Annotated in this window: 30 protein-coding genes and 2 pseudogenes; 12 read left to right on the plus strand and 20 right to left on the minus strand. The window is 55.9% G+C overall.

Features of this window, described 5'->3' with window-relative positions; translation table 11 throughout:
• Window positions 1-141: 141 nt before the first annotated feature.
• The 8 genes and pseudogenes from ACA097_RS19365 to ACA097_RS19400 all read right to left on the minus strand — a co-directional run bounded on the left by ACA097_RS19365 (window position 142) and on the right by ACA097_RS19400 (window position 2351).
• Window positions 142-372, minus strand: a complete 231-nt coding sequence (locus tag ACA097_RS19365; RefSeq protein ID WP_371365312.1) for a major capsid protein — start codon at window positions 370-372, stop codon at window positions 142-144.
• A gap of 13 nt (window positions 373-385) precedes the next feature.
• Entirely contained in the window at window positions 386-565 is a 180-nt protein-coding gene (locus ACA097_RS19370) for a hypothetical protein (protein ID WP_371365314.1), read from the minus strand.
• Between the two features lie 29 nt (window positions 566-594).
• Entirely contained in the window at window positions 595-825 is a 231-nt protein-coding gene (locus ACA097_RS19375) for a hypothetical protein (RefSeq protein WP_371365316.1), read from the minus strand.
• A gap of 16 nt (window positions 826-841) precedes the next feature.
• Window positions 842-1246: a DNA-binding protein gene (locus tag ACA097_RS19380; protein ID WP_371365318.1), complete on the minus strand. Its 405-nt coding sequence runs from the start codon at window positions 1244-1246 to the stop codon at window positions 842-844.
• Window positions 1247-1472: 226 nt separating this feature from the next.
• Window positions 1473-1700 carry a hypothetical protein gene (locus ACA097_RS19385; protein WP_371365320.1) on the minus strand — a complete coding sequence of 76 codons (228 nt, stop codon included), beginning with the start codon at window positions 1698-1700 and terminating at the stop codon, window positions 1473-1475.
• 3 nt (window positions 1701-1703) lie between these two features.
• Window positions 1704-2045 (minus strand): DUF5447 family protein, encoded by a 342-nt coding sequence (locus ACA097_RS19390; protein ID WP_371365322.1) that lies wholly within the window; start codon window positions 2043-2045, stop codon window positions 1704-1706.
• A pseudogene (locus tag ACA097_RS19395) lies at window positions 2020-2139 on the minus strand (Arc family DNA-binding protein); the annotation flags it as partial. The pseudogene ACA097_RS19395 and the gene ACA097_RS19390, both read right to left, overlap by 26 nt.
• Window positions 2136-2351, minus strand: a complete 216-nt coding sequence (locus ACA097_RS19400) for a DNA-binding protein (protein WP_160288099.1) — start codon at window positions 2349-2351, stop codon at window positions 2136-2138. The pseudogene ACA097_RS19395 and the gene ACA097_RS19400, both read right to left, overlap by 4 nt.
• A 114-nt stretch (window positions 2352-2465) precedes the next feature.
• Here ACA097_RS19400 and ACA097_RS19405 point away from each other — a divergent pair, with 114 nt between their 5' ends.
• Together ACA097_RS19405 and ACA097_RS19410 are read left to right on the plus strand one after the other, a co-directional pair.
• Window positions 2466-2738: a DNA-binding protein gene (locus ACA097_RS19405; protein ID WP_371365325.1), complete on the plus strand. Its 273-nt coding sequence runs from the start codon at window positions 2466-2468 to the stop codon at window positions 2736-2738.
• Between the two features lie 76 nt (window positions 2739-2814).
• Window positions 2815-3102 (plus strand): hypothetical protein, encoded by a 288-nt coding sequence (locus tag ACA097_RS19410; RefSeq protein WP_371365327.1) that lies wholly within the window; start codon window positions 2815-2817, stop codon window positions 3100-3102.
• A gap of 89 nt (window positions 3103-3191) precedes the next feature.
• Here ACA097_RS19410 and ACA097_RS19415 read toward each other — a convergent pair whose 3' ends face one another.
• Together ACA097_RS19415 and ACA097_RS19420 are read right to left on the minus strand one after the other, a co-directional pair.
• Window positions 3192-3707, minus strand: a complete 516-nt coding sequence (locus ACA097_RS19415; protein ID WP_371365329.1) for a hypothetical protein — start codon at window positions 3705-3707, stop codon at window positions 3192-3194.
• Window positions 3707-4444 carry a hypothetical protein gene (locus ACA097_RS19420; RefSeq protein WP_371365331.1) on the minus strand — a complete coding sequence of 246 codons (738 nt, stop codon included), beginning with the start codon at window positions 4442-4444 and terminating at the stop codon, window positions 3707-3709. Before ACA097_RS19420 ends, ACA097_RS19415 begins: the two co-directional genes overlap by 1 nt.
• Window positions 4445-4984: 540 nt before the next feature.
• Between ACA097_RS19420 and ACA097_RS19425 the strand changes: the two genes are divergently transcribed.
• Window positions 4985-7357 (plus strand): site-specific integrase, encoded by a 2373-nt coding sequence (locus tag ACA097_RS19425; RefSeq protein ID WP_052355357.1) that lies wholly within the window; start codon window positions 4985-4987, stop codon window positions 7355-7357.
• Window positions 7358-7513: 156 nt separating this feature from the next.
• The gene (locus tag ACA097_RS19430) at window positions 7514-7885 is read left to right on the plus strand and encodes a histone-like nucleoid-structuring protein, MvaT/MvaU family (protein WP_043254440.1); all 372 of its coding nucleotides are present in this window, start codon (window positions 7514-7516) and stop codon (window positions 7883-7885) included.
• A gap of 827 nt (window positions 7886-8712) precedes the next feature.
• On the opposite strand, the gene ACA097_RS19435 is transcribed toward ACA097_RS19430, so the two are convergent.
• The gene (locus tag ACA097_RS19435) at window positions 8713-9153 is read right to left on the minus strand and encodes a hypothetical protein (RefSeq protein WP_043254437.1); all 441 of its coding nucleotides are present in this window, start codon (window positions 9151-9153) and stop codon (window positions 8713-8715) included.
• A 690-nt stretch (window positions 9154-9843) separates the two neighbouring features.
• Here ACA097_RS19435 and ACA097_RS19440 point away from each other — a divergent pair.
• Window positions 9844-11100: a tyrosine-type recombinase/integrase gene (locus ACA097_RS19440; RefSeq protein WP_043254436.1), complete on the plus strand. Its 1257-nt coding sequence runs from the start codon at window positions 9844-9846 to the stop codon at window positions 11098-11100.
• A 119-nt stretch (window positions 11101-11219) separates the two neighbouring features.
• Here the strand turns inward: ACA097_RS19440 and ACA097_RS19445 are convergent, their stop codons facing one another.
• The 5 genes from ACA097_RS19445 to ACA097_RS19465 all read right to left on the minus strand — a co-directional run bounded on the left by ACA097_RS19445 (window position 11220) and on the right by ACA097_RS19465 (window position 14644).
• Window positions 11220-12602, minus strand: a complete 1383-nt coding sequence (locus ACA097_RS19445) for a relaxase/mobilization nuclease domain-containing protein (protein ID WP_371365334.1) — start codon at window positions 12600-12602, stop codon at window positions 11220-11222.
• Complete coding sequence (gene mobC / locus ACA097_RS19450; protein ID WP_084166695.1) at window positions 12599-12895, minus strand: plasmid mobilization relaxosome protein MobC; 297 nt, start codon at window positions 12893-12895, stop codon at window positions 12599-12601. The genes ACA097_RS19445 and mobC overlap by 4 nt, the downstream gene beginning before the upstream one ends.
• 198 nt (window positions 12896-13093) lie before the next feature.
• On the minus strand, window positions 13094-13885 hold the full coding sequence (locus ACA097_RS19455) for a metallophosphoesterase (protein WP_371365336.1): 792 nt from the start codon (window positions 13883-13885) through the stop codon (window positions 13094-13096).
• Window positions 13872-14312: a hypothetical protein gene (locus ACA097_RS19460; RefSeq protein WP_156958061.1), complete on the minus strand. Its 441-nt coding sequence runs from the start codon at window positions 14310-14312 to the stop codon at window positions 13872-13874. The genes ACA097_RS19455 and ACA097_RS19460 overlap by 14 nt, the downstream gene beginning before the upstream one ends.
• Window positions 14312-14644 carry a helix-turn-helix domain-containing protein gene (locus tag ACA097_RS19465; RefSeq protein ID WP_084166693.1) on the minus strand — a complete coding sequence of 111 codons (333 nt, stop codon included), beginning with the start codon at window positions 14642-14644 and terminating at the stop codon, window positions 14312-14314. Before ACA097_RS19465 ends, ACA097_RS19460 begins: the two co-directional genes overlap by 1 nt.
• Before the next feature lie 438 nt (window positions 14645-15082).
• Here ACA097_RS19465 and ACA097_RS19470 point away from each other — a divergent pair, with 438 nt between their 5' ends.
• The 4 genes from ACA097_RS19470 (at window position 15083) to ACA097_RS19485 (ending at window position 18752) form a co-directional block, all read left to right on the plus strand.
• Window positions 15083-15817 carry a metallophosphoesterase gene (locus ACA097_RS19470; RefSeq protein WP_371365338.1) on the plus strand — a complete coding sequence of 245 codons (735 nt, stop codon included), beginning with the start codon at window positions 15083-15085 and terminating at the stop codon, window positions 15815-15817.
• Window positions 15818-15960: 143 nt separating this feature from the next.
• Complete coding sequence (locus tag ACA097_RS19475) at window positions 15961-16401, plus strand: hypothetical protein (RefSeq protein ID WP_371365340.1); 441 nt, start codon at window positions 15961-15963, stop codon at window positions 16399-16401.
• A 356-nt stretch (window positions 16402-16757) separates the two neighbouring features.
• A complete protein-coding gene (locus ACA097_RS19480) occupies window positions 16758-17162 on the plus strand; it encodes a transcriptional regulator (RefSeq protein WP_371365342.1) in 405 nt (134 codons plus the stop codon).
• A gap of 1056 nt (window positions 17163-18218) precedes the next feature.
• The gene (locus ACA097_RS19485; RefSeq protein WP_371365344.1) at window positions 18219-18752 is read left to right on the plus strand and encodes a hypothetical protein; all 534 of its coding nucleotides are present in this window, start codon (window positions 18219-18221) and stop codon (window positions 18750-18752) included.
• A gap of 61 nt (window positions 18753-18813) precedes the next feature.
• On the opposite strand, the gene ACA097_RS19490 is transcribed toward ACA097_RS19485, so the two are convergent.
• Together ACA097_RS19490 and ACA097_RS19495 are read right to left on the minus strand one after the other, a co-directional pair.
• Complete coding sequence (locus ACA097_RS19490) at window positions 18814-20157, minus strand: ATP-binding protein (RefSeq protein ID WP_371365346.1); 1344 nt, start codon at window positions 20155-20157, stop codon at window positions 18814-18816.
• The gene (locus tag ACA097_RS19495) at window positions 20154-20816 is read right to left on the minus strand and encodes a response regulator (protein WP_371365348.1); all 663 of its coding nucleotides are present in this window, start codon (window positions 20814-20816) and stop codon (window positions 20154-20156) included. The genes ACA097_RS19490 and ACA097_RS19495 overlap by 4 nt, the downstream gene beginning before the upstream one ends.
• Before the next feature lie 215 nt (window positions 20817-21031).
• Here ACA097_RS19495 and ACA097_RS19500 point away from each other — a divergent pair, with 215 nt between their 5' ends.
• Together ACA097_RS19500 and ACA097_RS19505 are read left to right on the plus strand one after the other, a co-directional pair.
• Entirely contained in the window at window positions 21032-21442 is a 411-nt protein-coding gene (locus ACA097_RS19500; protein WP_371365350.1) for a hypothetical protein, read from the plus strand.
• A 63-nt stretch (window positions 21443-21505) separates the two neighbouring features.
• On the plus strand, window positions 21506-21886 hold the full coding sequence (locus ACA097_RS19505) for a YkvA family protein (protein WP_371365352.1): 381 nt from the start codon (window positions 21506-21508) through the stop codon (window positions 21884-21886).
• Window position 21887: 1 nt separating this feature from the next.
• Here the strand turns inward: ACA097_RS19505 and ACA097_RS19510 are convergent, their stop codons facing one another.
• Window positions 21888-22430 carry an ATP-dependent zinc protease gene (locus ACA097_RS19510; RefSeq protein ID WP_371365354.1) on the minus strand — a complete coding sequence of 181 codons (543 nt, stop codon included), beginning with the start codon at window positions 22428-22430 and terminating at the stop codon, window positions 21888-21890.
• Between the two features lie 127 nt (window positions 22431-22557).
• The gene (locus ACA097_RS19515; protein ID WP_371365357.1) at window positions 22558-24024 is read right to left on the minus strand and encodes an ArnT family glycosyltransferase; all 1467 of its coding nucleotides are present in this window, start codon (window positions 24022-24024) and stop codon (window positions 22558-22560) included.
• Window positions 24025-24377: 353 nt separating this feature from the next.
• Between ACA097_RS19515 and ACA097_RS19520 the strand changes: the two are divergent.
• Window positions 24378-25745 (plus strand): annotated as a pseudogene (locus ACA097_RS19520) (transposase).
• Window positions 25746-25992: the final 247 nt, after the last annotated feature.

The following is a 25992-nucleotide window of genomic DNA, read 5'->3' on the forward strand; positions in this document are numbered from 1 at the left end:
GACCCGCCCGAACAGCACCACGGCAAACGCCAGGGTGGTGACGATGAGGACATACCATTGGACGGTCATTGCAGTGTCTCCAGAAGAAAGAACCCCGCCGGAGCGGGGTTCGGTGCTTCGGCTGCCTAGGCCGGGTGGGGGTTACAGGGCGCGGCGCATGTACTTGAAGGCCGCGGCGGCGACCAGCACGGCGAACACGGCCCAGCCGATGGTGTTGGTGTCGGTGCCGGCAGTGGTCAGCGCGGTGGTGGCCGAGGCCGGGACGTCAGCCATGGCGACGCCGACAGCACCGATGGACAGAGCGGCTACCGCAGCGGCCTTGCGACCGAAGGCGAAAGCGCCGTTTTGCAGGTGGGTTTTCAGTTGGTTCATAGGTGTTACCTCGCTATTTGATGAGTCGTTTCAGGGCCAGGAAGCCGAAGGCGATGCAGAAGAGGCCGAGCACTTCGCCGCGCAATTGGGCGACCTGATCCCAGGTCAGATCGGAGCCCAACAGGCTCCGCATTTCCTCGCTCGTGTAGGTGTGCAGGGTGCCGGTGCAGGTGGTCGCGCCCTCTGCGTTCACGGTCCAGCTCCCATCACAAGCGAGGAAATTCACTTGGCCTCCCCCACCTGCCGTCGGGGGGCGTCACACCAGCGCCAGAAGGCGCGGAGCACGAACCACCAAAGGGCGATGAAGGCCACCAGGGCGGTGGTCAGGGAGATGGCCAGATCGAGCGGAGCGCCCTCGAGGAACGCCAGCACCGCACGCACTACCGGAGCGACGGCGCTGAACAGCGCGACGTAGAGAACCCAGCCGAAGGCGAAACGGAGCGGAGCTTTCATCTAGGCGCCCCTCCGGTTAGGACTTGGCCGGTTCGGACGGCTTGTCCGAGGTGGGCTGCTGAGTCGGGCGCGGGGACTGCGGCTGGCGGGCGACCGGCGCTTGGGCGAGCGGCTTGCCGTCCACTTCCAGCAGTTCGACGAGGACTTGGGTGTTGGTCACCCGGCCGAAGCGGTCCTGAGTGGGGCGCACCACCGAGGCGAACTTGCAGCGCAGCGGCGCGCCGTTGAAGACGATCTCGTCCAGCAGGGTCGGCTCTACCGGGTATTCGGTGATCTCGAAGCCCTTGGCGTTGCCGCGAGCGCCTTCGGGTATCGCGGAAATCGCCTGGACGTTGGCGTAAATCTCGCCGGTCTTGGTCGAGGTGTAGGTATCGGTCTTGGTGACCCAAATCTCGGTGATGCTCTTAGCGGTATCGAACATGGTGAAACTCCTTATTGGCCTTTTTCGGGCATGAGTTGGCCCGCTGCTGCAATGGGCTCGGTTTGGTGGCCGTCATTCAGCGGGTGGGGTGGTGCTCGGTTTTTGCGGTGGTGCGCGGTAAGTCGGGTGAACACCAAGGGCTCTGCCCTTGTCATCCCGCTCTTGCCGCCGAGGGCTCAGGAGCGCGGGGCGGTGGAGCTGCCCCACACTCCCGAGGGGAGGCTATTCAGGGCGGGGGACGGTCAAGGGTGCGCTTCGCCCGGCGCTCCGTTTGTCCGAACGGGAAAGCGTGTTCGGACAAGCCGGTGCGGCGGCCCTGGACCGGGTTGGCCTGGGTGCGGTTGTTGCGGTCGGCCCACTTCGAAATTTCATGGGCTACGCACATCAGCGGAAAGCCAACGCAGGTCAGGAGAGCGAACAGCAAACTTACGCAGAAGGTGGCGTCAGCAGGCATGGCTCAGGCCTCCAGCTCGAAGCGCTCGCGGATCGGCACGAAGGGCGTCGGTTTGCCGCTGTCGTACACAACGTGCCAGTACGGCGGCGGACGCCGGGCGGGATCGTGTTTCGCGCAGAAAGAACGGGGGCGGCAGAGCCACCGGCCATTTTCCTTGTAGGGGCGCCCAGGGGGCTGGCAGTCCGGACACGGCGACGGGTTGCACGATTGCGGACCCATGTTGGCGACAAAGCACACAGAGCAGTCGCAGTGGGCGGGATGGGGTAGGTGTAGATATCGACTGACGTGCATCGGCAAATACCTCCCAGTCAAAGCTTTCTCGAAGGCGGAAGACCAGCTCGGCATTTAGGGAGCGGTTAGCGGCTTTGGCTGCGCGCTCAACGCGGGAGCGGAGCGCGGAAGGCAGACGGAGCTTAAATTGCGAATCCATACGGCTCATGCGGTCCACTCCTGTTCCAGCAGCCAAGAACGGAGCAACGCGCTATTCACCATGCGCAGCTTGCCGAGCTTCACTGAGGGGAGAACGCCCCGGTAGACCCAAGCGCGGGCAGTGCCGAAGGTGACGCCGTTACGCTCAGCCCACCGCTCGATGGGCTCCACATCCTGTTGCGGCCCAACCAGGGCTGCGGGGTTCAGCTCTTCCAGTTCCATGCTCGTTCCGTCACTATTCGTTGCATTGGCAAAAAGGCGAATATGCAATAAGTGCATATGCACAGAGTACACTCTCAATGGTGAATGTACAGAGTGCATTTATGGAAATTTTTTATGAGCGAAGAGATAAGCAATAGAGGAATGCTATTGCTGGAAGCGGCAAGCATCAAAGCCCTTGCCGAAGCAGGCAGCACCGAATACATGCGCTGGCAGAACATCAAGCGCGGTCGTGCTCGCCTTGGAGCCAACGAAATTGAAATCCTTGGAAGAGTTTTCCCAAAATATCGTTGGTGGCTGCTAACTGGTGAGGTACAGCCAGAGCTGGGCCAAACAAGCCCCGATTACGACGAAGCTAATTCAAACTTGACCGGTCAAAACGCGGGATAGCGATTACCAAGGAAGTAGCTAGGCGCTGGTTTGCCCGGCAAAAAGATCGGTAGGGCGGAGAGCCAAGGAGCTACAGATGGGATTGATGGATAGAGACTGGTTCAGGGATGAGGGCCGCAAACGTGACGGCTTACCGCCGAAGGACAGCAGCGGAAACAGATCGAATACCAGCCGCTCGAGCAACACTAACAGGTCTTCTACCCCGGAAGATTCAGCCAAAGCCAACAATGTGCCTCCAGCCCATGCTGTATTAGCTGCACGTTATGAGCTGGCGGTAAGGGCAAGGACAAAGAAAACCTTCGCACTTGGATTCATCTGTGGCGCGGTTGCATGTGGCATGGTGTTCGCCTTTTATTATCTTTAAAGCTGGTATCTGTAGATTGGGGGAGTGGAAAGAATTGGTGACTTCATCGCCCTCAGCAGAAAGGCGATGAAGTAGTGTTCCTCTATAATCTATTGCACGTACCCCGGACGCCTTCGAGTGCGGTCATCCATTACTGCCTGATTAGACTGTAATTTATTTACATCATTTCGAATCGCGCCAAGGTCGCTTTTTACGTCTCGAAGCTCTGTTTTATTTGTTTCGATATCTTTTGAAATCGAAACGTCCTTCATCTTCAAATCTACGATCTTCCCTTCGTGATCGGAAACTTTCCCCTTCAGTTCTGATATGTCTGATCCGGCAACCTCTAGATCTTTTTTAAAGACATAGTACGCGCCAACTCCACCGGCAATAGTTAGCAGGAGTGTAAGTATCACTCCCCAGGACTCCAAAGCCCCAACTATTTTTTGAAGTATATTCGACTCGGTTGGAACGTGACCAGGTACAGCAGCGCTAACTTCGGCGGATGGGTTAAATACACCCTCAGTATCTTGAGCGTTTCTGCCTCTCAAGGCGCCAGTGGTAGAGTCAGGTTTCAAGCCGCTTATTATTGCAACTCGCTTGCCGGCTGCACGTTTCTTGGCCATTAATCAAGCTCCAGCACTTTTAGCCTTTCCTTAAGCTGGCGCCGTTTCTCCAGAAATTCATCTTTAACTACTCGAACTTCGCGCGCTACGTTCGTCTTTGCGGGATTATAGTAGCGCTGAACATCTATGTTTGTATTAATCCTGCCGGGTAATTTAAAGACTTCGTCGCGTTCGGAGTTGTAAATGCTGTAAATGCAATTCCAGAATTCTGAAGTGTTATGATTGAATTCGCCCGGTGAGATAACGTTCATTTCGTCGAATATCGTCATGAACTGAGTGCTTTTTGAGTTGGAGTTCACAGGGAATTTTGAGAATTTCGAAATTAAGCTTGCGCTTGAATTGTCACCCTCATTCGAGAGTAAAAACTCACCAACTAGGCCTATCCTTCTTGCCCCAGGGAACTCAATCAAGCCATTAAGCAGCTTCCAGAGGTCAGAGAATTCCTCAATTACGCTATCAAGGTTTAGCGCGCTAGTTCCGGGCTGTGGCGACGATCTTGTATAAATTACCTGTCCGGTATCAATGTGCAGGGTGTTGTGATCATCCTCCGTAGCAAAACCGAGCTGATACACCTGCAGCTCGCTGACTCCGCCAACTTTTATAAATGGAGGTAAACCATCTCCTTTTTTGTCAGTTACTGCGGCTATGACTTTGTCGGTGATAACCCCTGCGAGCGAGGCAAGCCGGAAGATTTTTGCGTTAAAGGATACGCCGATAACAATCTTATTCAGTATCATGAATCCGTTCCCTAGAGTACTCCGAAGGAAGAGCCTCAAGATGTTAACGTGCCATCTATGGCGATTCCAAGCCCTGCCCCCACCTGTTTAGACGCTTCAAACGCCGCAGAGTCTCTACGTTGGCCCCACGGTCGTATAGACGTCGTTGCCACAGCTTCAAAGGCCAAATTAATCCACAATCTTGGACTAGTCGTTCTCCGGACAAACGAGCTCCACAGACACTGAAAGGGGCAAGGGAGCCGTCGACGTAATGGATGCATGCAAGGGCAGCATGTCGAAAAAGTGTCGAAATTAAAGACACATACTGTGCCGAAAGGAGACTGCGGAGCCTAGGTAATTACTGCGCTGAAACGCATTGGGTCGCTCTGAAACGCCGCCGTAGAGGGTTCGATTCCCTTCGCCCGCTCCATATCCTCTGTTGAAACCGCTCTAGCATGCGGGTTTCAGCGCGACTATGGTGGGGGTTCTGATTAGGTCGGTCACGAAATCAACCATTTCGAGGACTGCCCCATGTCACAGCGTACCATCAGAACCCCGCACATGATCTTCAGCCGCGAGCGCGGCTTCCTCTACGTCCGCAGCCTGCCCAAGGCCCTCCTCACGGACGATCGCCTGCCCAAACAAGTTCGCTGGCCGCTCGGTCAGAACCATGAAATCGCCCGCGATGTCGCGCGCCAACTCAACGATGCCTTCGACGATTTGCTGCAGCTGATCGCGGAGCGTCGCCTGGGTGCCGACTACCTGTTGCAGTCGCTGGGCCAGCTGTACCTGCAACACCAGCGGGTGATGCAGGACATGCGGCTGCCACTGGGCAGCTTGATCACCCCCAACGAACTGGCGAAAGGTGCCCTGGAACTCGGCTACGAGCGCCTGGCCGACCTGGAGGCGCTGTCCACGGTGCTGTATGCGGACGCGCAGGGTGACTACGTCTTCGTGCTCCTCGATCGGGGCTATGCGGAGCGCCTGGAGATGCTGCCGTTTGAGCGCTACGACGTGTCTCTGGGCACCCCCGATCTGGCTACGGCGCGCTGGAAGGCGGCGTATCTGCTCGATGCGCTGGAGCAGCTGAAGCGCTGGACGCGCGACGGCTACTTGCACGTGCTGCACCCGCTGCTCACCCGTACCCTGGCGTGGGAACAGTTCGTCCGCTTCGTCGCCAAGCCGCGCGAAGAGTCGCTGTTGGAGCAGCGCCTGCCGACCAGCCTGACTCAGCTGGAGGCGCTGCCGGGCTTGAAGTACCTGGCTTCGCCGCAGTCCGAACTGTTCCGCATTCACCAGGGCAGCGACGGGGGCTATTCGCTGCGCCTCGACTTCCACAGGATGGGAGTCGCACACTTGACGCCCGTGGGCGTCCTCGACCTGGAACTGCAGACGACAGACTGGATCCTCGCCAATCTGCTGTTTGCCGTTATTGCGCCGGACTTGCTCAGTTTCCTCACGGCCATCATCGCTCAGGAAGACATCGATCCGGCGGCGCTGCTGAAGCTGCTCGATCAGATTCATCAGCTCCTCGAGGACTACCTCAAAGGGCTCCCCAAGGCCAACGGCTTGCCGGAGCTGCCGCCGCCGAGCGCACCACAAGCTACGTTGCCGGCGCAGACGCAGTCCGTGCTGCAGGCCCTATCCGGGCTGTTGCCCGAGACCCAGGCCATCGCCTTGAATCGTGCGCTGGTGCAGTCGGGGGCCTTTGCGCCCCCAGCCAGCGGTGGTCTGCGCTATGCCGCGCTGGTGGAACGTTTCAAGCAGCACCATGAGGTGAGTCGGACGTGGACCAACGCGGATACCCGCATCCAGAACCTGGCGCGCCTCGATGCGCTGGTCGAGATCGTGGGCCCTGGCGTGGCGATCGAGCAGATCACCCGCGCGGACGTGGTCCGCGTGCGTGATGCGCTGCGCTTGTACCCCAAAGGACGCAACAAGACGCCCGGCCTGCGGCAAAAACCCTTGGCGCAGATCATGACCGAGGGCGGCTACGATCCCATCCATCCCCGCACGCTGAAACGCTATTTCGCGATGCTTAAAGGGACCCTCGATTTTGCTGTTGATCAGGGCCTGTTGGAGCAGAGCCCCGCGCAGTCGGTGCAGTACAAAGCTCAGGCGGCCGGGCGCAGCAATCGCAGCTACACCCGTGAGCAACTGCGACTGCTGCTCAGCGGGCCGGTGTACACCCTGGAGGCTCCGCCTCGCTGGCGTCTGCACGACTACAAATTTTGGTTGCCGTTGCTGGGCGCCTATCAAGGCGCACGCCTCAACGAGCTCTGCCAACTGCGCGTGGGCGATGTACGACAGGAGGCAGGAATCTGGTACCTGTCGTTGAACACCGAGCAAGCGGAAAAACGCCTGAAAAACTCCAGCAGTGAGCGGGACGTGCCGCTTCATCGGCAGGTGCTGGCCGCTGGCTTCCTGGAGTTCGTCGAGCAGCGTCGCCAAGCGGTGGGCGGCGATCGCCAGGCCATGCTGTTCGACGGACTGCCCCCTGTCCGCAATAAGTTGCCCGGCGCCACCGCGAGCAAGTGGTTTTTGGGCAACGGGACCAACTATGGCGGCTACGTGCAGGCGTGCGGATTAGGAGAGCAGGGCAGGACCTTCCATGGTTTGCGCCACAGTTTCATTGCGCAGTTCCGTGCACAGAAACTCGATATGCAGATCGCCAAAGCGCTCGTCGGCCATACCGATCATTCGGTGACCGGGCATTACGGTCGGGGTTATCCGCTGGAGGTACTCCAGGAGGAGTTGGATCGCCTGGATCACGGTGTGTCGCTCGAGCATATTCATTATCGCCACTACCTGGCATTGCAGGCGCACCAGGCGCCGACTCAAGGCGGCCCTACTTCTACGGTACGGCGTCCTGTGACGAAAACACAGAAACGCAACTGGCGGCGGTTTATTCCCCTGAGTGTTGCAGCTCGTTGATGTTAAGAGGCCCCGAAAGGGCCTCTTTTCTTTTGCGACTACTTACCGCACTTTGGTATCTAAGCTGATTTGTCGTGCTGCCAATTTTGATGGCAGAGAAAGCGAGCATTCGATACAGTTGTGGGGATGAATACTTCTTCTAGGGGGGAACCTTAAATGTCCAAAATCGCAGAATTCCGCGCGGCTGAAAAAGCACTTGCTGAACAGTTGGCGCACTTGGAGTCCCTGAAGAAAGACGCGGCGCTGCAGCAGGAAATTCAGTTCGAGGAAAAACTCCGGGAACTGATGGGCGCCTACGGCAAGTCTTTGCGTGATGTTGTAGCGATTCTCGATCCGGAATCGGCACGCGGCGCGGTTGCGCGGGCGACTGGTACGGGGCGTACCAAGCGCCGTCTGCGCGTGGTGAAGGTTTATAAAAACCCGCACACCGGCGAGGTAGTCGAGACCAAAGGCGGGAACCAAAAAACGCTGAAGGCCTGGAAGGCGCAATACGGCTCCGACGCAGTTGAGTCCTGGCTCCAAGGCTAAGGTAGCCTCTCGTTTGATCGCCTAGCGGTGTGGCTACCTCGGCCGCACTGCTGTTCCTTGTGCACTATCCCTACCTCGCTAAAGGGCAATTCGCCTGCATAGATAGGATGTTGCCCCTCCTTTGCGAGCAACTGCCTGGGGCGGGGCTAAGGCGCAGTAATATGTGTTGATTGCGCAGAATGATTAGACTGTTCTGTCATGAGCGCACGCTACTCGGCAACAGCGCGGCGCTCTTCTTCCTGTCTTGCAGCGTTCTCTTTCCACGAGTCGCTGCAACACGCCAACACCCTATCCGGGGCAGGTGTTGTTTGCGAGAAAGAACTGCGTCAATCGGCAGTGCTATGAGTAACTGTGGGCCACTTTAGGTTTGAGCGTATCGCGGGCTACCCAAAGGGGGCGCCAAGGCCTACACGTCTAGTCGAGCAGAAACTAACTGGGCCAGGAACAGCAGGCCAAGCATCACCTCTGCAAGCTACAGAGCTTCTTAGCGCTTGTCCGACCTGCTCAGCTGAGCTATTTGGATTTCGCTTCTATTCGCTTCTAGTTGGATGCCGCCGTCAGCTACAAGCGCACTGCGCACGCGACTGTAAGGTTTGTCCGAGGTGTGCAGCGATGGTGAGGAGGAGCATCCATGCTCAGAAAGGATGGGATAGTCTTAAATGACTAGTTAGCTATGAGCGAATGTTCTTCTGGCGAACATTGCAGTTGAACATCGCCGCAGTGCTCGGATAAGTTGTTAGTTCGCCTCGCTATGCCTAACCTGGAAGTCCTCCACCCTCAGGAACGATCAAGGCTTAGTATAGTTTTGGCGCCGGCATGTTCATGATTTAAGGTTCGCTCAGCGCATCCTTATAGAGAGTAAGGATATCTTCAGCTTTCGAAGCCTTGGCGACTTTTTCGAAGCAGGGCCAGAAGTTTTGCTCTTCTTCGTAGTTGAGCCCTAATGCGATATCCTTTTGCTCTGCATCAATGGCCGTCCAGACAATCTCAAACCGCTCTTCCCAATCATAAGTCTCCAACAAGGCACTGGCAGCCGCCTCACTGAGCCTGCCAACCGTCAGAAGTCCCTCACGCTCATAGTCTTTCTCATCAACTCTGATATCGAATCGGATGCAAAACCCATTGGTCTTGTCGAGGCACTCCAATATCCAACCAATACACTGGAATTGGGAGAGCTCAGTGGAATAATGCATTGCACTTGGTCCGGTAAATTTCCCGATACCCTGCGCATCGAACTCCCCGTAATCCACCATAAGCCAGTATGTCATTTTGCCGAGCTCCAAGATTAATTTATCTGGTCTCGCCTCCTTGGCTGGGGAATTCTAACCACACTTGGTTGGCGGTGTGCAAGAGGAAAAAACGATTGCGCGTGCAGCGGCGGAGGCGAGCAGCATGCCCTTGGAGAGTTATAAGCGCACTAGTTTAATCGCACTTCGAGTAAATCCGCCGCTTATAGTTTGACAGCTTGTCAATTTTGCCAAGGCGACGCCAGAAAGTTCTCACGCAGAAAACCTGTAGTGTCCCATTCGGTAACGTGTCGGCTGCCACCAGAGTGCCTCTTAGTGGTTAAGAAGAGCTGCAGCGTCACGCCTTTCTGCCTGCACTTGTAGCGCTTTGCAGGAGAGCAGTTGCGGAGTCGAGGTGCGCGTCAGCCGAGCAGTGCGGGCTGATGTGCGCGGGCTGTGCTTCGTCCAGCCTTATTGACGTAATGCTGAACCGGGGTGCCTTGATAGGCCATACCTGCTTGAGCCTGTTTTGACAAGGAAAATATTTTTTATCAGTTTTGAATAACTGAATGAACTATTTCGACGTATGAAGTCCGCTACTGGATCGGGTTTGGTTGGAGTTTTGCCACTTTCCGAAAGTCTCACGGTGAGGCTCTCGACGAAATTCGCCTCTTGTCGGGCATCGCCTTTGCTTTTAGCCTTCTCCTGCATTAACCATGAATGGAGAGGACTATGAGTGAGCTTCAGGAACTGCGCCTCAGCGTGATTCCAGGGGTCGAGGTTTGTTACAAAACGCCCGCCGGTTCTACTTATGCTTTCGAGTTGATTAGGATTCTGGAGGGACCTATTCGACAGTTCCAACGGATGCAGGCGGCCCCACTCCTGAGCGAGTTTGCGGCTGACTTCATTGAGTCTCACATTCGAGAGAGCTCGCCCAGCGTCAAACATTCGGCTCAATTGCGTAGTAGAGTTACCAGTCTGATTGAGTTGCTAACAGCGGTGGATCCCAATAGGAGCGTAAGCTCGTTGGGAAAAACCGATATAACGATGCTGCGCACGAAATTGCATCTGCATTTGGAGCGTTACTCTGACGGGCAAGGCTCAACGCTCGAGCGGTATTACGCGTTGTTTAATAGTCTGGTACGCGCGGCCAAGGCGGAGGGATACATCTCAGAAGACTTGGTGGTTGAGTCCTCCTACGAGCGACCGCCAGTGGATGTGACGCCGCCATTTAGTCTGCCGGATCTGCAGAAACTGTTTGATGGTTACGTCTATCAGGTGACTGGTGATATTGGTAGAAAGCCGTTATGGGAACCACTGCCGTTTAAGTTTTGGCTCGTTCCTCTCGGAGTATTGTGTGGGCTGAGACTCAATGAAATATGTCAACTGCAACTCAAGGACATTCAGTTTGAAGAGTCGATGTGGATCATCCACGTAAACGATGATGGTAAGCATCAGAGTGTCAAAACTCCGCATGCGCGCCGGAAAGTCCCGGCTTCACAGTTGCTGATCGATATGGGATTTCTAGAGTTTGTTGAGGAACGGCGGAGCGAGTGCGGAGGGAAAGGATCAAGCCAGTTGTTTCCGGAGCTTTCCTTTAGTGAGATGCACCTGTTCTCTCGTCAGGCCAGCCGTTTTTTCATGGGCTATGATCGTGTGGCCGGTTACCTGGATCGTAGTTGTGAGATTGCGACCAGCGAGGGGGGATGGGGCGCGCGCAGCCTTCGCCGAACGTTTGCTGAGCAGTTGCGGCAACGAGGTGTTTCGGCTGAGATTATTGCGGATCTGCTGGGGCATGCAGATCCTACAGGCCTGGAGGTCACGAGGCCCCACTATGCAGGTAAAACGTTGCTAGCTGCGAGAAAAGAAGTCCTCGAATTGCATCTGAACTACGGATTGGCACTGACGCATGTGCGCTGGTGTCACTATCGTGAATTTCGCCGGCAAGTAGGCAGACGAAAAGTGAGGGGCGTTAATCGCTCTCATTGATCTAACACCGCACGCGCAGGATGCGCGGCCCTTAGTCTCTCCCGCCACGCTCCATTCCTTTACTAAGAACTCCTTCTCTAAAGCGTGTCATCGCCGTCCTTGGCGATTCGACCTGATAGCTAGCCTTCGAGTGGAACTTTGCTTCGCGTTGATCGAGGCTTACGGCTGAACTCGCTTTCGCCGACTCTGTATGCCTCAGCCAATGTTTCAATAAGTTCGTCGTTGGTTGGCGTGAAGTTTGTAATCGTAAGTCCAGTCACCGCGCACGCCAGCCACAGCTTGATCAATGCTTGCCTGTCGGACGCGTGAATCTCGACGCTATTCCAGCCTTTATTCTTGGCAAGCTCGGCCATGGCCAGGTAGATGGTCTGATTCTGCCGACTGGTCGTTACGATTTTGTCGCCGCAATCTGAGAATGCTGGTCTTGTACAGCGCTTTTGGTTGCTCCAGTAATAATTTCTGGTGCCGTCACTAGAGCTCTCATATCTAAACCGTCGAAGCGCGTTGGTCCAGGTTTTGTTGGGTGCTCCTAGTGTGTGAATTTTTCTTTCCGTTTCGCCTGGGAAAACTTCATGGGTCTGTTTGAGTTCAAGTCTTGACTCTCTTGGTTTTAACCTCTCTAGTTCATAGGCGATGTCTCGATGTTGCGCTTCGTCAAAATTCAACCTACTGCTCAATTTGGTCCATGACCAGTCGCGGTTGAGTTGACTGCCTTTGAAAATGAAGCCGCTCGACCTTTGAAATGAGATGCCAGAAATTCGCCCGTTTTGTGCGCGTGTTAAAATTATTGTTAAGCCGCTTTTACGGCAGATATGAACGAATTCCCGAAACTCGATGTTTTCCGCACTCAGGATCTTGCTAAGCTGGAATTTTACTTTTCGTTTCTCGCTGTCGTCGCCGGTCCGCTTTTCCATTTGTATGGAGCCATGATCGAGTGCGATATCGGCTACCTTCTCGCCACGAGATATCCGATTGGGAGTACGGTAAAGTTTGTATTTGACTTCTAATTTCTCGGCCGCCCCTTCCCACAGACGATAGTCGTGGCGCGGGTTCCAGATTCTCCCTTCACTGCATACGGTGGAGAACATCACATGAACGTGTAGATGCCGAGTGTCACCATGCACCACGTAGAGTGCCAGTCGTTTACCTGGCGCAACATCACCAACCAACTCCTGCGCAATTTCTATAGCTCGTGATGGATCGACGGAGTCTTTAGGGAAAGCGTCGCAGCCAGGGTAAAAACTAATGGTCACGCTCTGCGCAATCGATTTGGGTGTCTTCTTATTTGCCCTGTGCTGTGCCGTCCATTTTTCAGCCAAGTCGCCAAATCTTTTGGCGTAATCAATTGTGCAGTTACTGGAATTTGGCGGGAGGGCATAGCTGGCCTCTGCCAGCAATACGCGCTCACCATTAAGAAGGGGGGCTACTTTATCGGAGAGTAAATACTTTACAAGCTTCTGTGCAGAGATGGCGTCAGAAACTTTGGAGGTTTCGATGATCATTGGAACGCCGCCCACAGCAACTCCAGGGAGTGCCAAATTCGTGCGAGGTCATTGGGTGTTATTGAGCTCCCGCTATTGGCGTGTCTAGCTAGTTGATTCAGATTATTGCCGATCCGTGATAGCTCGTTAATAAGTGCTGCTGGGGCGTGATTTTCTCTTCTGACGATAATTTCTTTGCCCAGCAAAACGCTACGTAAGTAGTCAGAAAGGCTCATCTCTTGTTCGGTCGCCAGGCGAACGAGTTCGATTTTTTCCTCTTCTGAAACGCGCACATCAATTCTGAGATTTCTCATGTGTTTGCCTGTTTTATTATTCTTGTTATACGGCTGAGAACGCAGTGATTGGCCGTCGAGCGTTTTGCCAGGGCAAATGTACACACGCGGGTGTGTGCGTTTTGTCCTGACGAAACCTTTGCTCGCCGGTCTAATAATTGTTAACAAAGAGAAAGAAGGAAGGCAACAGCTTTAAATTTGGCAGTTTGGCTGCTTGAGTTATATTTCGGTTGCAGGGTTGCCATAGACCCGTATACGGTCAGTCCTGATGGTTGGGGAGGCGTACGTGTCTGTAAACGCGGACGCGACGTTCAGTATTGATAAATGGTGCGCGCCTCGGCCACTGAATACGGCTCCAGTGTCGAGGAATACACTGTTTCCCAGTGCTGTTATAGCGGGCACTATGGTGTGGCCTGAGAATATATAATCGATGCCGCTTATCGTCGTGGCGTTTTGCGAGGTTAACCTTGATCGTCCCTCCAGAGCGCTTTGAATTGTTCTCTGGTCGCGTTTTTCTAGAAGGCTAAGGAATGTTTGCCAATAGGTAATACTCTTGGGGAGCTCTGCATGAACAATCCCCAACGTCATTTGCGGCGTGGAAATCTCGATAGATATAGGTAGGGGATTAAGAGAATTTAGAATTTTTACCTGCTGCTCCTCATCTATCAGTAGCCACCACCACGCGCCGTAGTCGCGGACCAGTCGACCGAGAAGATTCATATCAACGAATTCTTGCGCGTGTGCCAGAAGAAATAAATGTTCGTGATTCCCGCGCACTGCGAGGAAAAATGGTTGGGAAAGTAGATCTAAGACCTTGTCGGAGTTCTCACCCCTATCAATGAGGTCCCCAACTGATATGAGGAGGTCTTTGCTCTTGTTGAATTCAACAAGGTCGAGTGCTTCGTCAACTAAATCGTAGGCACCATGTATGTCACCCAGTACAAAGACTCTGCGCCCAGGCGGGATGCAAAGCTTTAACACTGGCTGTGGGATGATCTCACATATATTCATGGCAGTAGACTTTTACTCGAGATACTGCCGTCTCATCTTCTCTAATTGGATCATCAGTGAAGTCCCCATCAGCAGTTTCCACGACAAAAGATGTACCGCCCTGTGAGGGGAAGGTCGCTTCAAAGATGTTGAGGACTTTTTTACATTCCTGCTTCGGTTTTTCCTCCTCGTGTGAACAAAACAGGACGTAGAGTTCGTGAGCTTTCCAGATCGGGTCGGTCGCCAGGTTTACCGCATCGGGCAAAGATCGGATTAGGTAGGTTCGCCATATGCTGGAGTGCTCGTCTACAGCTCGTAGTAGAAAACTCCATTGCGATCCCTCAATTTCAACGATCCGGTAGCAGGCACGATTCAGTCCTCTGTTGAAAATTGCGCCTCTAAATTCTGCATCGGCATCACGAAAGGCCTCTAGAACACTAAGGCTCATCAGTCATTACCTCCCTCATTGGGGGCTTTACGGCGAGACGCCCGTTTGGGTAGCCGATCGTCCTGCAATTGACGTCCGTGGTCGTCATTCTGCGCCCACAGGTCGATGTCCCCCGCCAGTCCCAGTACCTCCAACACTCGTGCGTAGCTGCCCAGCGCAACCCCCGGATCGCCGCGCTCGATCTTGTTGAGGGTCTCCCTCGAGACCCCGGCCTCCTCGGCCACGGCCACCATAGATAGGTCCCGTCGCAGGCGGGCTAGACGGATGCGCTCGCCGAATCCGAGCAGCAGGCGCTCCAGCATTGGATACAGGTGAGGACGTTCGCGGCCCATTGCATACTCCGTTCAAAAGTGCTTTTAATGGCTATAGTATTTGGCATTAATCGACTCAAGGCAAGCCTGCCAGCTTGGGAGCTTGGGAGCTTGGGAGCGTAGAGGGGAGTTCGTCGTCATGACAGCAGTGCCATACCCGCCAGAGATCGTCCGAGCATTGCGCCTGTGGCCAGCACTAGACGAGAACCCTCCAACCGCCTACCTCGCCGACGTTGGCGAGGTTTTCGGCTATCTCGTCGGTCGAGTGTATGGCGACATTTATTGCCGATTCCTGGACGGGCGCCAGATAAGCACCTCGCCAGTCGTGAGCCTGAGTAGCCAATTTGGCTATTTAGTTGCACACACGCTTTCGGGAAATCACTACGTAATCGCTACCTACCGGCAGGAGCAGTGCGGGCTATTTGAGGGGTATTTACGGAGGCTGCACGAGGTGGAGCGATGAAAATATTGATCTTGTCGGATCTTCATAATGAGTTTGATATGTACCGGCATGCTGGTTGTGGTGAGGATGTGGTAATTCTTGCAGGTGATATCGATATCGAGACGCGGGGCATTCGTTGGGCTGCAGAAAACTTTAGTTGCCCTGTGATTTATATCTGCGGTAATCACGAATTTTATCATGGTCATCTCGATAAAACGGTCTTGAAAGTAAAAGGCGTGGCGCAGACTAGGGTGCACGCTCTTGATAACGAAGAGATAATTATAAACGGCGTCAGATTTCTGGGTGGGACGGCGTGGACTGACTATAAGGCGACCTCCAATTTGTATGAGGCGCAGGAATTGGCAAGGTGGCGCATGCGCGATTTTCAACTGATCCGGGCTGAGAATTACCGAAAGATACGTCCGCATGATCTGATGCGGCGAGCGGTTGACTTTAAGATTTGGCTAGAAAGTAAACTCAGTGAGCCGTTTCCGGGAAAAACAGTTGTGGTCAGCCACCATGCCCCTTTGCTCGCCTCGCTGAATGGTAGTCCGCACCGTGGAACTCACCTAGATGCGTCATTTGCAAATGATTGGAGCGAGTTGTTCGCGTCAAGAATTGACCTGTGGGTGCATGGGCACACACACCAGTTCTGCGATTACGTTCATGGTGCTACACGGGTTGTATGCAATCCGCGTGGATATCCCGGCGAGTTGACTGGTTTTAGGTCTGACTTCCTGGTGGATTTATAGCGTGTATATGGTGATGGCCTTAAAGATCGGCGACTTGCCTGTGGAGTGATATGGGGCTGTCTTGGCTCAACGAACCCTGTACATGAGCACTTGGGGAGGGCCAGTCGCAGGTGTTTTCACCGTCGTCATAGGAGGGAGAGTTAATGAGCGAAAAAGAGCATCCGCCAGCGGCCAATACAGGTGACATAGATCGGGTCGCCGCGCTTGTTGGGGTTGTATCTGGGGATACGCCCCAGTACGAATCTGTTGCAGGAAGCGGGCTTTCCGATGACGAGGCCGTTGCTCTTGCCAAGGAAGTATCTCCGCTAAAGCGCTACTGCCTGGTTAGGGACTGGGTTCTGGTGGACGTTACATTTTCGCGGGGGGAGAGGCTACCAGAAGGAGTTAAGTCGCGAGTCCTCTATTCCGGATGCATTGTTCGTGATCAGGCCGGCCGATTCCCAACGGGTGGTTGGGTACGAAGTACGTTCGAAGTCAGTTTTACTCGCGGCTGCCTTTTTGAGACGCGAAATACGATTTACGTTTTGTCTGGTGATGGTAGACGGGCTACTTGTGATTGGCAGCATCTTGCTGCGCTGTTCTAGTGGCTGTGGCCAATGCAATCTTTGCTCTGTATGGGAGATTGAAGATGAAAGTTGGTGATGAAGAAGAGCCTGCACAAGCGGTGAAAGCTTATTGTGACGCTTGCTGCAGGACAGCCGCCGCTGACGGGCATGAGCTGCAGCTGGCTGTCCTTCAAGCCACTTGGGGGTTAGGCTCAATCCATGATGGCGAGAGTTATCACATTCGTCTTTGTGAGGAGTGTTTTTTCCGAGTGCTTGGGGATCTTCGGTTTCAGCGAGCGATTCAGGAACCCTTTGATGAGCCGGCAGAAGTCCTAAGAACCTTTGGGCGGGTTATGGATAAAGAGGTGAGAGACAATTAGGAAAGGGCGAATAAAGTGAATAACGCAACTCTGCAACAGGCTATAGAGCATTGGAGTTTCGTCGAGCCGCTACTGGCGCCGCCGCAGTCTGAGTCTCAATACGACAAAGTCGTGGCTATGCTAGATCAGCTGCTGACGTTGATAGGCGATGAAGAAGGCCATCCTCTGTCCACCCTTGCTCAGGCTATAGGAAATTCGATAAGCATCTATGACGCCGAGCGCTTTCCGATCTCAGACGTATTCCCCCATGAGGTGCTGCGCTATCTAATGGAGGAGCACCGAGTCGCCCAAGATGAGCTTCCAGAAATCGGAGGTCGGTCGGTTATATCGGAAGTCCTAGCTGGGATGCGACCACTCAATATGCAGCAGATTCGTGATTTATCGAATCGCTTCAATGTGCCGGTCAAGGTGTTTTTCTAGAGAAATGGCAATAGACCTGCAACGATATCAGCGTGTGGAGCATGCTCTAACCTCCGCACGCCTTTCCAGCGCTCGACCTAGCGCAAAATTCCTAACGCTCGCTGATCAATATCGACGGGGAGAAATTTCCGCCGTTGAAATGGTTCTCAAGTTGAAGAGGCATTACGAACATCTGGTTGACTAGGTTTTGTAAAGAAACTCGAGGGTGAGCGATGGGCTGGAAGCTAACGTGCCGTGATGCTGGTGATGGCAGCGGCGACATGATTGTCGATCTACCCGACGACTTGCTCCAGGCCACGGGATGGGAGGAGGGCGATTCTCTGGAACTGAAGCAAGACCCAAGCGACAGCACGGTGCTTCGGCTGAGCAGGATCGTGATATGCGAAGTATGCGACGCAACTACGACAGAAGCAGGGCACGGTGTCCTGCAAGCAGAGTGGCGCGACGGCGCGACTGAGAGGAAGTGTTTGTGTAAACCTTGCTTTAACTACCTGATGGCCACGCTAAGGAGAGCGCATCAGGTGAACCATCTATTCGACGACGATGGACCGGAACCGTAACGAGAAAGTGCAAATTCTGCGCATGCGTGGCGAGTTCTGATCCTCCCACGTTCAGCTGACGCTACTTGAGGCAATCAGGAGTCTAGGAGCCTCGACCTCGGGTTGCGCTTCGTGATGCGCTGCTTGGTCCGCTTTCATGAGCATGGTTTAGCTAAGACGAACCTTGGTCATGGCCACTGCAAGGGCAGCTATTGGCGGGGAGTCGCCGGCCTTGACCGGCAGAGATCGGCCAGAAGCGGTCCTTCGCATAGCTGATTGGATCTCTTGTGTGCGACGACTTAGTGCCGCTGCCGCATCCATTAGTTCGTAAGCAGTCGCGGGATGGTCAGAGCTCCCCCGAATCTCCCCAAGAGGTAACCAGACTCGATTACCGCTTCACCACGTAGTGGCCTGATCGCGGCCTGATTTAGATCAAAGCCCCCGCTAGCAATAGGTAGAGGATTGCCAAGGAACGCACCGTAGTTTTCAGCCATTCAGGACACGGAGAGAGCTTTCCATGAGAGATCATTCGATTGCCTTGGCAACGGCCTTAGTGTTCAGCCTTGCCCTTGGGCCAGCCATGGCGGCAGACAAGCGCCCCGCCAAGGCCGAAGAGCAGGCTCAGGCGCAGGCGCCAAACCCGGCGGAGTTTGACAAGCAACTGGAACAAATTCAGAAGCAGCTAGCGACCATGCAGGAGCAAATGCAGAAGTTCCAAGGCACTCAAGACCCTAAAGAGCGCCAGAAGCTGCTGGACGAGCACTGGGTCAGCATGCAGAGCGCCATGGCTTCGATGCATTCGCTATGGGGGCCAGGAATGATGGGCTATGGCGGCATGGGACCAGGCATGATGGGCGGCGGAATGATGGGGCCGGGGATGATGGGGGGCGGCTGGGGCCATATGCGTGGCTACTACTCCAACCTTACCCCGGAGCAAATTCGCCAGCGGCAGTACATGATGGATCAGTACCTGAATATGCAGCAGATGATGATGAACAACATGATGTGGAACCAGCAGTATCGCGGTAGCGCGCCAACTCCAAATCCGTAGATGTGAAGCCCCGAGGCCCCGCCAACTGGAGGGGCCTCTTCGTCGCATCGGCCACGCTGCCTTACCCTGTCGTTCGGGTGCATTGAATTGATGGGCAGCACACCCGCACCCACAACCCTCGCCCGTCAGGCCCCGAATGCAGTGACAAGGTCGCGCCATGTTGCTCAGCGATTCTTGCGACGATGGAGAGCCCCAGGCCACTGCCCTGCGCTGACTTCTCGCCGACTCCCCGATAGAAACGTTCCAGCACTCGCGCCCGCTCAATTTCGGGGATGCCTGGACCGTTGTCGCGAACCTCTAGAATGACGGTCTCACCTTCGCGGCGAACCGACAGGTCGATGATGCCGCCCGGGGCATGACGAATAGCATTTTCGACCAGGTTATTGAGCAGAATTCGCAAGGCACTTGGATCGCCCGTGATTTCAACGTCGTCTGCATCGGTCAGGCCGAGGTCAATCCCGTTCGCCTTCGCCGCACGAATGCGGTCAAGGATTACGGATTTGCATAGGTCCAGCAGACGAACCGATTGCCAGGGAGCACTCTGCGCTTCGGGTTCCAGTCGAGCCAATGTCAGCAGTTGCTGCGCCAGATGTGCCAACCGCGTTGCACCTGTCTGCAACTGCCCCAGGGCCAGTGCCCGCTCTTCGTCATCCTCGGCGCGCTGGGCCAGTTCAGCCTGAAGGCTCAGGGCCATGATTGGTGTACGGAGCTCATGTGCTGCATCAGCAATGAAGTCCTTCTGCATCGTGAACGACTGCTGCAGACGCTTGAGCAGATCATTGAGCTCGGTAACCAGCGGCTTTACTTCGCTTGGAAGGCCGGCGTCCTGAATCGGCACCAGGCTATGGACATTGCGCTGGGCCAGCTCTTCGACGATCCGGTGCAAAGGCTTCAGCCCATAGCCAATACCAAACCAGAGGAAGAATGCCAAAAGCGGCAGTAGCGAAAGCACAGGCCAGAGCAGGTGTACAGCCAGGCCGGCCAGAGCCTCCCAGCGCGCATCCTGGGCCTGGGCCACGCGTATCAGACGATCACCGCGCTGCTCGACAAAGGTGTGCCATATCTGATCCCGGTACGGCACGTCCCCCACTCCGGTGTCAGTAGGTGCGGGCAGCCCCAGTGCAGAGTCCGAGCTGTAGTGCAGTTGCCCGCGCCGATCCCAGACCTGCAGCAACACTTCGTCAGCCTTTCCCACGTCCGAAAGACTGAGCTGGTGGTCCTGCACATCAAACGAAACCTGTTCACCTGACAGACTGAGATGCCTGGCAACGTAGCGCATCTGGTCGTTGAGCAGATCATTCAGCTGAAGCACCGCCCCCCAGTAGGTGCCGAGGCTGGCCAACGTCCCAGCCAGGAAGGTGGCCGGCAGCAACCAGAGCAGCAAGCGTCGGCGCAGCGAGCTCACAGGTCTTCCCCAATGTGATAGCCAACCCCACGCACCGAGCAGATGACATCAGCGCCCAATTTCTTGCGCAAGTTGAAGATACGTACCAGCACCGCGTTGCTATTCACTTCCTCACCCCATCCATACAAGCGATCCTCCAACTGCTCGCGAGACAAGACTTTCTCAGGACAGCGCATCAGCTCATGCAGCAAGGCAAACTCCTTGGGCGAAACCGTCACTGGCTCGTCGCGCAACCACAGCAGGTGGCGAGCGGGGTCCAAGCGCAAAGGCCCAACACGCAACTCGCCATGCACCTGCCCGGCTTGCCGGCGGCTAATGGCACGAATGCGGGCAAGCAATTCCTCCATGGCGAAAGGTTTCACCAAGTAGTCGTCAGCACCCGCATCCAGTCCAGCAACTCTTTCGGGCAAGGCGTCACGAGCAGTAATGATGATCACCGGTAGCACCTCACCATTGCGCCGGATGCGCCGCAGCACGTCCATGCCATCCTCCCGGGGCAACCCGAGGTCGAGCAGCAGCAAGGCGTACTCGGTCGTCTCGATGGCCAGCAGCGCGGACTTGCCATCCTGGACCCAATCTACGCTGTAGCCTTCATTGCGCAGCCCGCGCTGCAGTCCCGCGCCGATCATCGCATCGTCTTCCGCCAGTAACAGGCGCATAAGCCTCTCCGTACAATGCCAAGCAGTCTCAAACAATTCGTGCCCGATCAGGCGTGCCACCTCTCAGAAAAGAGGACCTGCCTACCGTGAATCATCCCTTCTCTCGCCTCGAATGCTGCTTGCCTCGAGAGGTGCCGAGCGGAGAGATGTGGGCGGAACCACCGCGTATAATGCGGCGCCATTCATCCGGTAGGCGTTCGGAGGCGATTGGCGGTATGCGTTGCAGAGTTGAATTGCGGAACAGCTCACTTCTTTCCATCGCGCTACTACTCGGCGGTTTGGCGGGTTGGTATGTCGGCCGATTGATTGGTTTAAATGGTGACGAATGGTTTTCAGAGCCTGAATCCAAGTTCGAGATTTTAGCCGCCGCCTGCGGAATTTTGTGCGGGGCATTGTTTTCCTATACGAGCAACAAAGAAATTCTGCCAAGGATGGTAGGTTTTTTTATTGGTGGCGCATTTGTCCTGACCATGATTGGCTACGCCCACTTCTCCACCGACATGCCTTCGTACAAATTTGAGACCGCTGTATACCTGCGCGACTTTGTTCTTCAGACTCTGGGAATCTGGCTTTCACCGATTATCGGTGGAGCAACGATTTCATTGCTTCGCGTAATATTACGCTAGGCTAACATTTCTTTAACGGTGGCTGGTGTAGGATTTCATCATCACCCCGACCGGTAGAGCAAGATGTACGCAAAAGTCAAGCAATGGGCCCGTTCAATCAAGCGACAAACAATGATTTTGTGGTTTTGCTGCAAAAATCCGGAAACACCACGGCTGATTAAATTACTTTGTCTCTTTGTCGTTTCCTACGCACTGAGTCCGATTGACTTGATACCAGACTTCATACCCGTGCTCGGGCTGCTCGATGATTTGATAATCCTGCCGGCATCCATCTGGTTGATCATCCGCCTCATGCCGTCGCATGTATATGCAGCGAGCAAGATTCAGGCGGAAGCCTTCGAGCTAGCCCACACCCAACGCCCCAGCAGCATCTTCGCAGCTGTCGTTATCTTCGGCATTTGGCTCGTGCTGGCCGTACTGTGCTACCGGTGGTTCTGGCACTAAGTCAGACCTTGCAATCGGGCTCCTGCGTGAACTTCCGCCGAACGTCAACGGGCCCGACATGCTCAAGCGTCTTTCGCCCAATCAAGACCGGATAGATCATTTTCTTACGATCCCTAAGAGAAAACTCCTCATCCAGCAACTGCTTGCCAATACAGACTTTCATCAAGACTACTGGTCGATGATCCACTCCCCCGGCGCCTCGAACTTTTACCTTCCTCAGCACGGGCCGCTCAAATTCATGGCTTGTCTCTTCATTTGTATCGCTATTCTTCGCGACGACCTTGAATCTCACCCACCTCTCTGAATCCTTTTCAAAGTATTCGATATCCTTGGCATCCATCGATGATGTCAAGGCGCCAGTGTCAAGTTTGGCTTTAACTGGAAAAGCTTCGGGGTAGATCTTTGCTTCCTCGATCCACCCCTTGATCGGCAGGTCTTCCGAATGGGCTTCCAATGGTGTTGCCAGTGCAAGCAAAAACATAGCAACCGAAAAGGCATTTATTTCCATGAGGGCATCCACTTTAGTTTTTTTAAAGGCATTCATAGCACGTCAAGCTTGTTTCAATTCTGGGTGAGACTCGGCAAATAGTGGACTTTGAATGCTGCCCACCTTGCCTTTCGAGAGAACAACAAAGCACTCCCGCTAAAAGCGGATAGGTACTTTTGATTCATTAGTTTTGTTTGATCACCGAAGTCGTCGACAAGTCTGTCTCCCTATCAATACCCAGAACGTAATAGGCACGCTTACCCACCACCTGTTTCTCAAGCACCTTCAGCGGCGGCGGCGGCGTGCTCAGGCTTTCCATGATCGCCACGTGGCCGGGCGACTGGCGGAGGAACTGCAGCAGCTCGTCCTGGTCGTTCAGCGCGGGCAGGCGACTGCGGCTATAGAAAACGGTCGCGCCGGCGAGCCGCTCGCTGGGTTGATAGAGCATCACGTCCTGCCCTTGCGCCTGGCGCGCCTGGATCTGCGTCACCAGGGACTGCAGCGACTCTTTCCGATCCGCGCGCGGCTGCACCCGGTAACCCACGCCCAGATACGCCAGCAACAGCACGGCAAACACGCCGACCTGCAGATTGCGCACCGGCAGCCCGCGCTCGCGCCAGCGGGCCAGCCAGATGCCGGCGTACTCGGCGGCGATCACCGCGGCCGGCGGGCTCAGCGACATCAGGTAGACCATGCGCTTGCTCGACGCGAGGGTGAGCAGGAGGAACTGCGCCGCCATCCAGACATAGAAGAACAGCAACTGACGGTCGTCGCGCACGCGCTTGCGCAGGTGCCAGAGGCCGAGATAGGTCAGCAGGTTCCAGGGCAGGAAGGCTTCCGGCAGCTTGCCCAGGTAGTAGTACCAGGCCTCGTAGTGCCCGGCCTCGGTGAAGGAGCCGCTGAAGCGGCCGACGCTGTTGGCCCAGAGAATCTCACGCAGCCCTTCCAGGCCTTGCTGGTTGTAGAGCGCGCCCAGCCAGAACAGCAGCGGCAGCACGCCGAGCAGCGTCCAGGCGAACGGGGTCAGCCAGGCCTCCAGGCGGAACCGGCGTTGCTGCCAGGTTTCGACCAGCAGGAAGGCGAAGACCACCACGCCGGGCAGCGCCAACCCCAACAGGCCCTTGCTCAGGCTGGCGATGGCGATGCCCAGGGCGAACAACGGCCAGCCCGGCGAATCGCCCCGCTCATGCAGGTGCGCGCGCAGGAACGACAGCAGCGCCAGGCTAACGCCCAGGCACAGCAGCGCATCCTCGCCGACCTGACGCACGTTGCCCCAGTAGCTGGCCATGGTCGCCAGCATCAATCCGGCCAGCAGCGCCATGGCGGCCGAGCGGCCGAGGTAGCGAAGCATGCCGTACAGCACCATCACGCAGCCCAGCCCGGCCAGCGCCGAAGCCAGGCGCACCGCGAGTTCGGTGGGGCCGAACAGGCGCATGGCGGTCACGTCCAGCCACAGGCTCAGCGGCGGTTTCTCCAGGAAGGGCTGACCATTCACCCGGGGCGTCACCCAGTCGTGATCCAGGTGCATCTCCATGGCGATGCCGGCCACCCGCGGCTCGGTGGAGCCCTGCAGCTGGTGATTGCCCAGGGCCAGGAAGAACAGCACGGCACAGAACAGCAGAAGGAAGAGGGTCGTCCGACTTTGACGCATGGGGTATCTCAAGAGTTGTCCGAGACTCCTGAGTCTTTCACCCTTCGAATTAATAGAGCGTTAGCGGACAGCGCATTGCTACGGTTCGACTTCCGACGATCGCAATTGCCTGCTGAATGGCCGCTACGGGTCGGCAGCTGCCTCCCGTCAGGGGCTGAAAGCGGCCAATAGCTTCCAGTGACCATGGTTGGTCTAGCTAGAGACGAACCATGGTCATGTCCACCGCAAGGCCAGCTATAGGCGGGAAGTCGCCGGCCGTGACCGGCAGAGAACGGCCGATTCTGTTGAAAAAGTAGCTGCCGCCCCATGCCGCCGGCAAAATCACGCGCTCAGTGAGCGTGGGGGCAAGCAGCATGATGGGGCAGTTACCGGGAGGACAGCAGCGGCTGTTCTACTCGTTCAATCTGGAAGACCACGTCCCGCCCCAACACCTCCTGCGCAGCATCGATCAGTGCCTGGATCTCAGCGACCTGCGCGCCCACCTGGCCGACTTCTACAGCCCTATCGGACGCCCCTCGATTGATCCGGAGTTGATGGTGCGCATGCTGGTGGTTGGCTACTGCTACGGCATCCGTTCCGAGCGGCGGCTATGCGAAGAGGTGCATCTGAACCTGGCCTACCGCTGGTTCTGCCGGCTGGGTCTGGAGGACGAAGTCCCCAATCACTCGACCTTCTCGAAGAATCGCCACGGCCGCTTCCGTGACAGCGGCCTGTTCCGCTGGCTGTTCAATGAGGTGCTCCGGCGCTGCATGGCGGCCGGCCTAGTAAAGGGTGCAGGCTTCGCCGTCGACGCCAGCATCATCAAGGCCGATGCCAGCCGGCAACGTGGCGTGGCGGGAGATGAGGTCGACTGGCGCGATCCGGCGCTCAGTACCCGTGCTGTGCGCGAGTACCTCGACGCGCTCGATGAGGAAGCGCTGGCCGAAGCTCTGCCCAAGAAGATTTCGCTTACCGATCCGCAGGCGCGGTGGACAGCAGCACCAGGTGGGCCGGCCTACTTTGCCTACTCCACCAACTACCTGATCGACACCGAGCACGGCGTGATCGTGGATGTGGAAGCGACCCCAGCGCACCGCGCCGCCGAAGTCGAGTCGACCAAAACGATGGTCGAGCGCGTCGAAGCGCAATTCGACCTCACACCTGCACGCCTCATCGGTGATACCGCCTATGGCACGGCCCCGATGCTGGCCTGGATGGTCGAGGAGAAGGACATCGAGCCGCATGTGCCGGTGTGGGACAAGACCGAGCGCAAGGACGACAGCCTCTCCAGCCACGACTTTCACTGGAGTCCGGAAGCGAATGAATACCGCTGACCGGCCGGTAAACCGCTGCGTAGTGAATGGCGTGCCTTCACTCAGAAACGATCGCGGGTAACCAAGGCCAACACCATCATCTACCGCGCCAGCCAAACCGACTGCGTCACCTGTCCGTTGAAAGCAAAGTGCTGCCCCAACACGCCGAACCGGAAAATCGTCCGTAGCATCCATGAGGCTGCCCGTGACGTGGCTCGACGCATCGCCAAGACATCGGAATACCTGGTCTCTCGTTGCGAACGGAAGAAGGTGGAGATGCTCTTCGCCCACCTCAAACGGATCATGAAACTCGACCGTTTACGACTGCGTGGAATGACAGGTGCGGCTGACGAATTCACCTTGGCCGCGACGGTGCAGAACCTGCGGCGCATGGCCAGGCTTTTGCCTCAAGGGCCACCGCTCACGTGATAGGTGCGCCTGCAGCGAGCAAAAACCCTCGAATTAACCCGCAAACCTGAGCCCGATTGCTCAGTGCCACGCCGAAAGGCAATTTGAAGTGGCTTGCAGCCACTTCAAAAGCTGGTGCACCTGGCCAACTGGCTGCCGCAGAACCGCCTTTTTCAACAGAATCGGCCAAAAGCAGCCATTGCAGGCTGCTTCCTACTGAGTTTGCTCAACTGCAGCTAGTGGAAGAAGCCGAGCAGAAGCGTTGCCA

This window comes from Pseudomonas sp. QL9 (genome assembly GCF_041409665.1).
GTDB lineage: Bacteria > Pseudomonadota > Gammaproteobacteria > Pseudomonadales > Pseudomonadaceae > Pseudomonas > Pseudomonas knackmussii.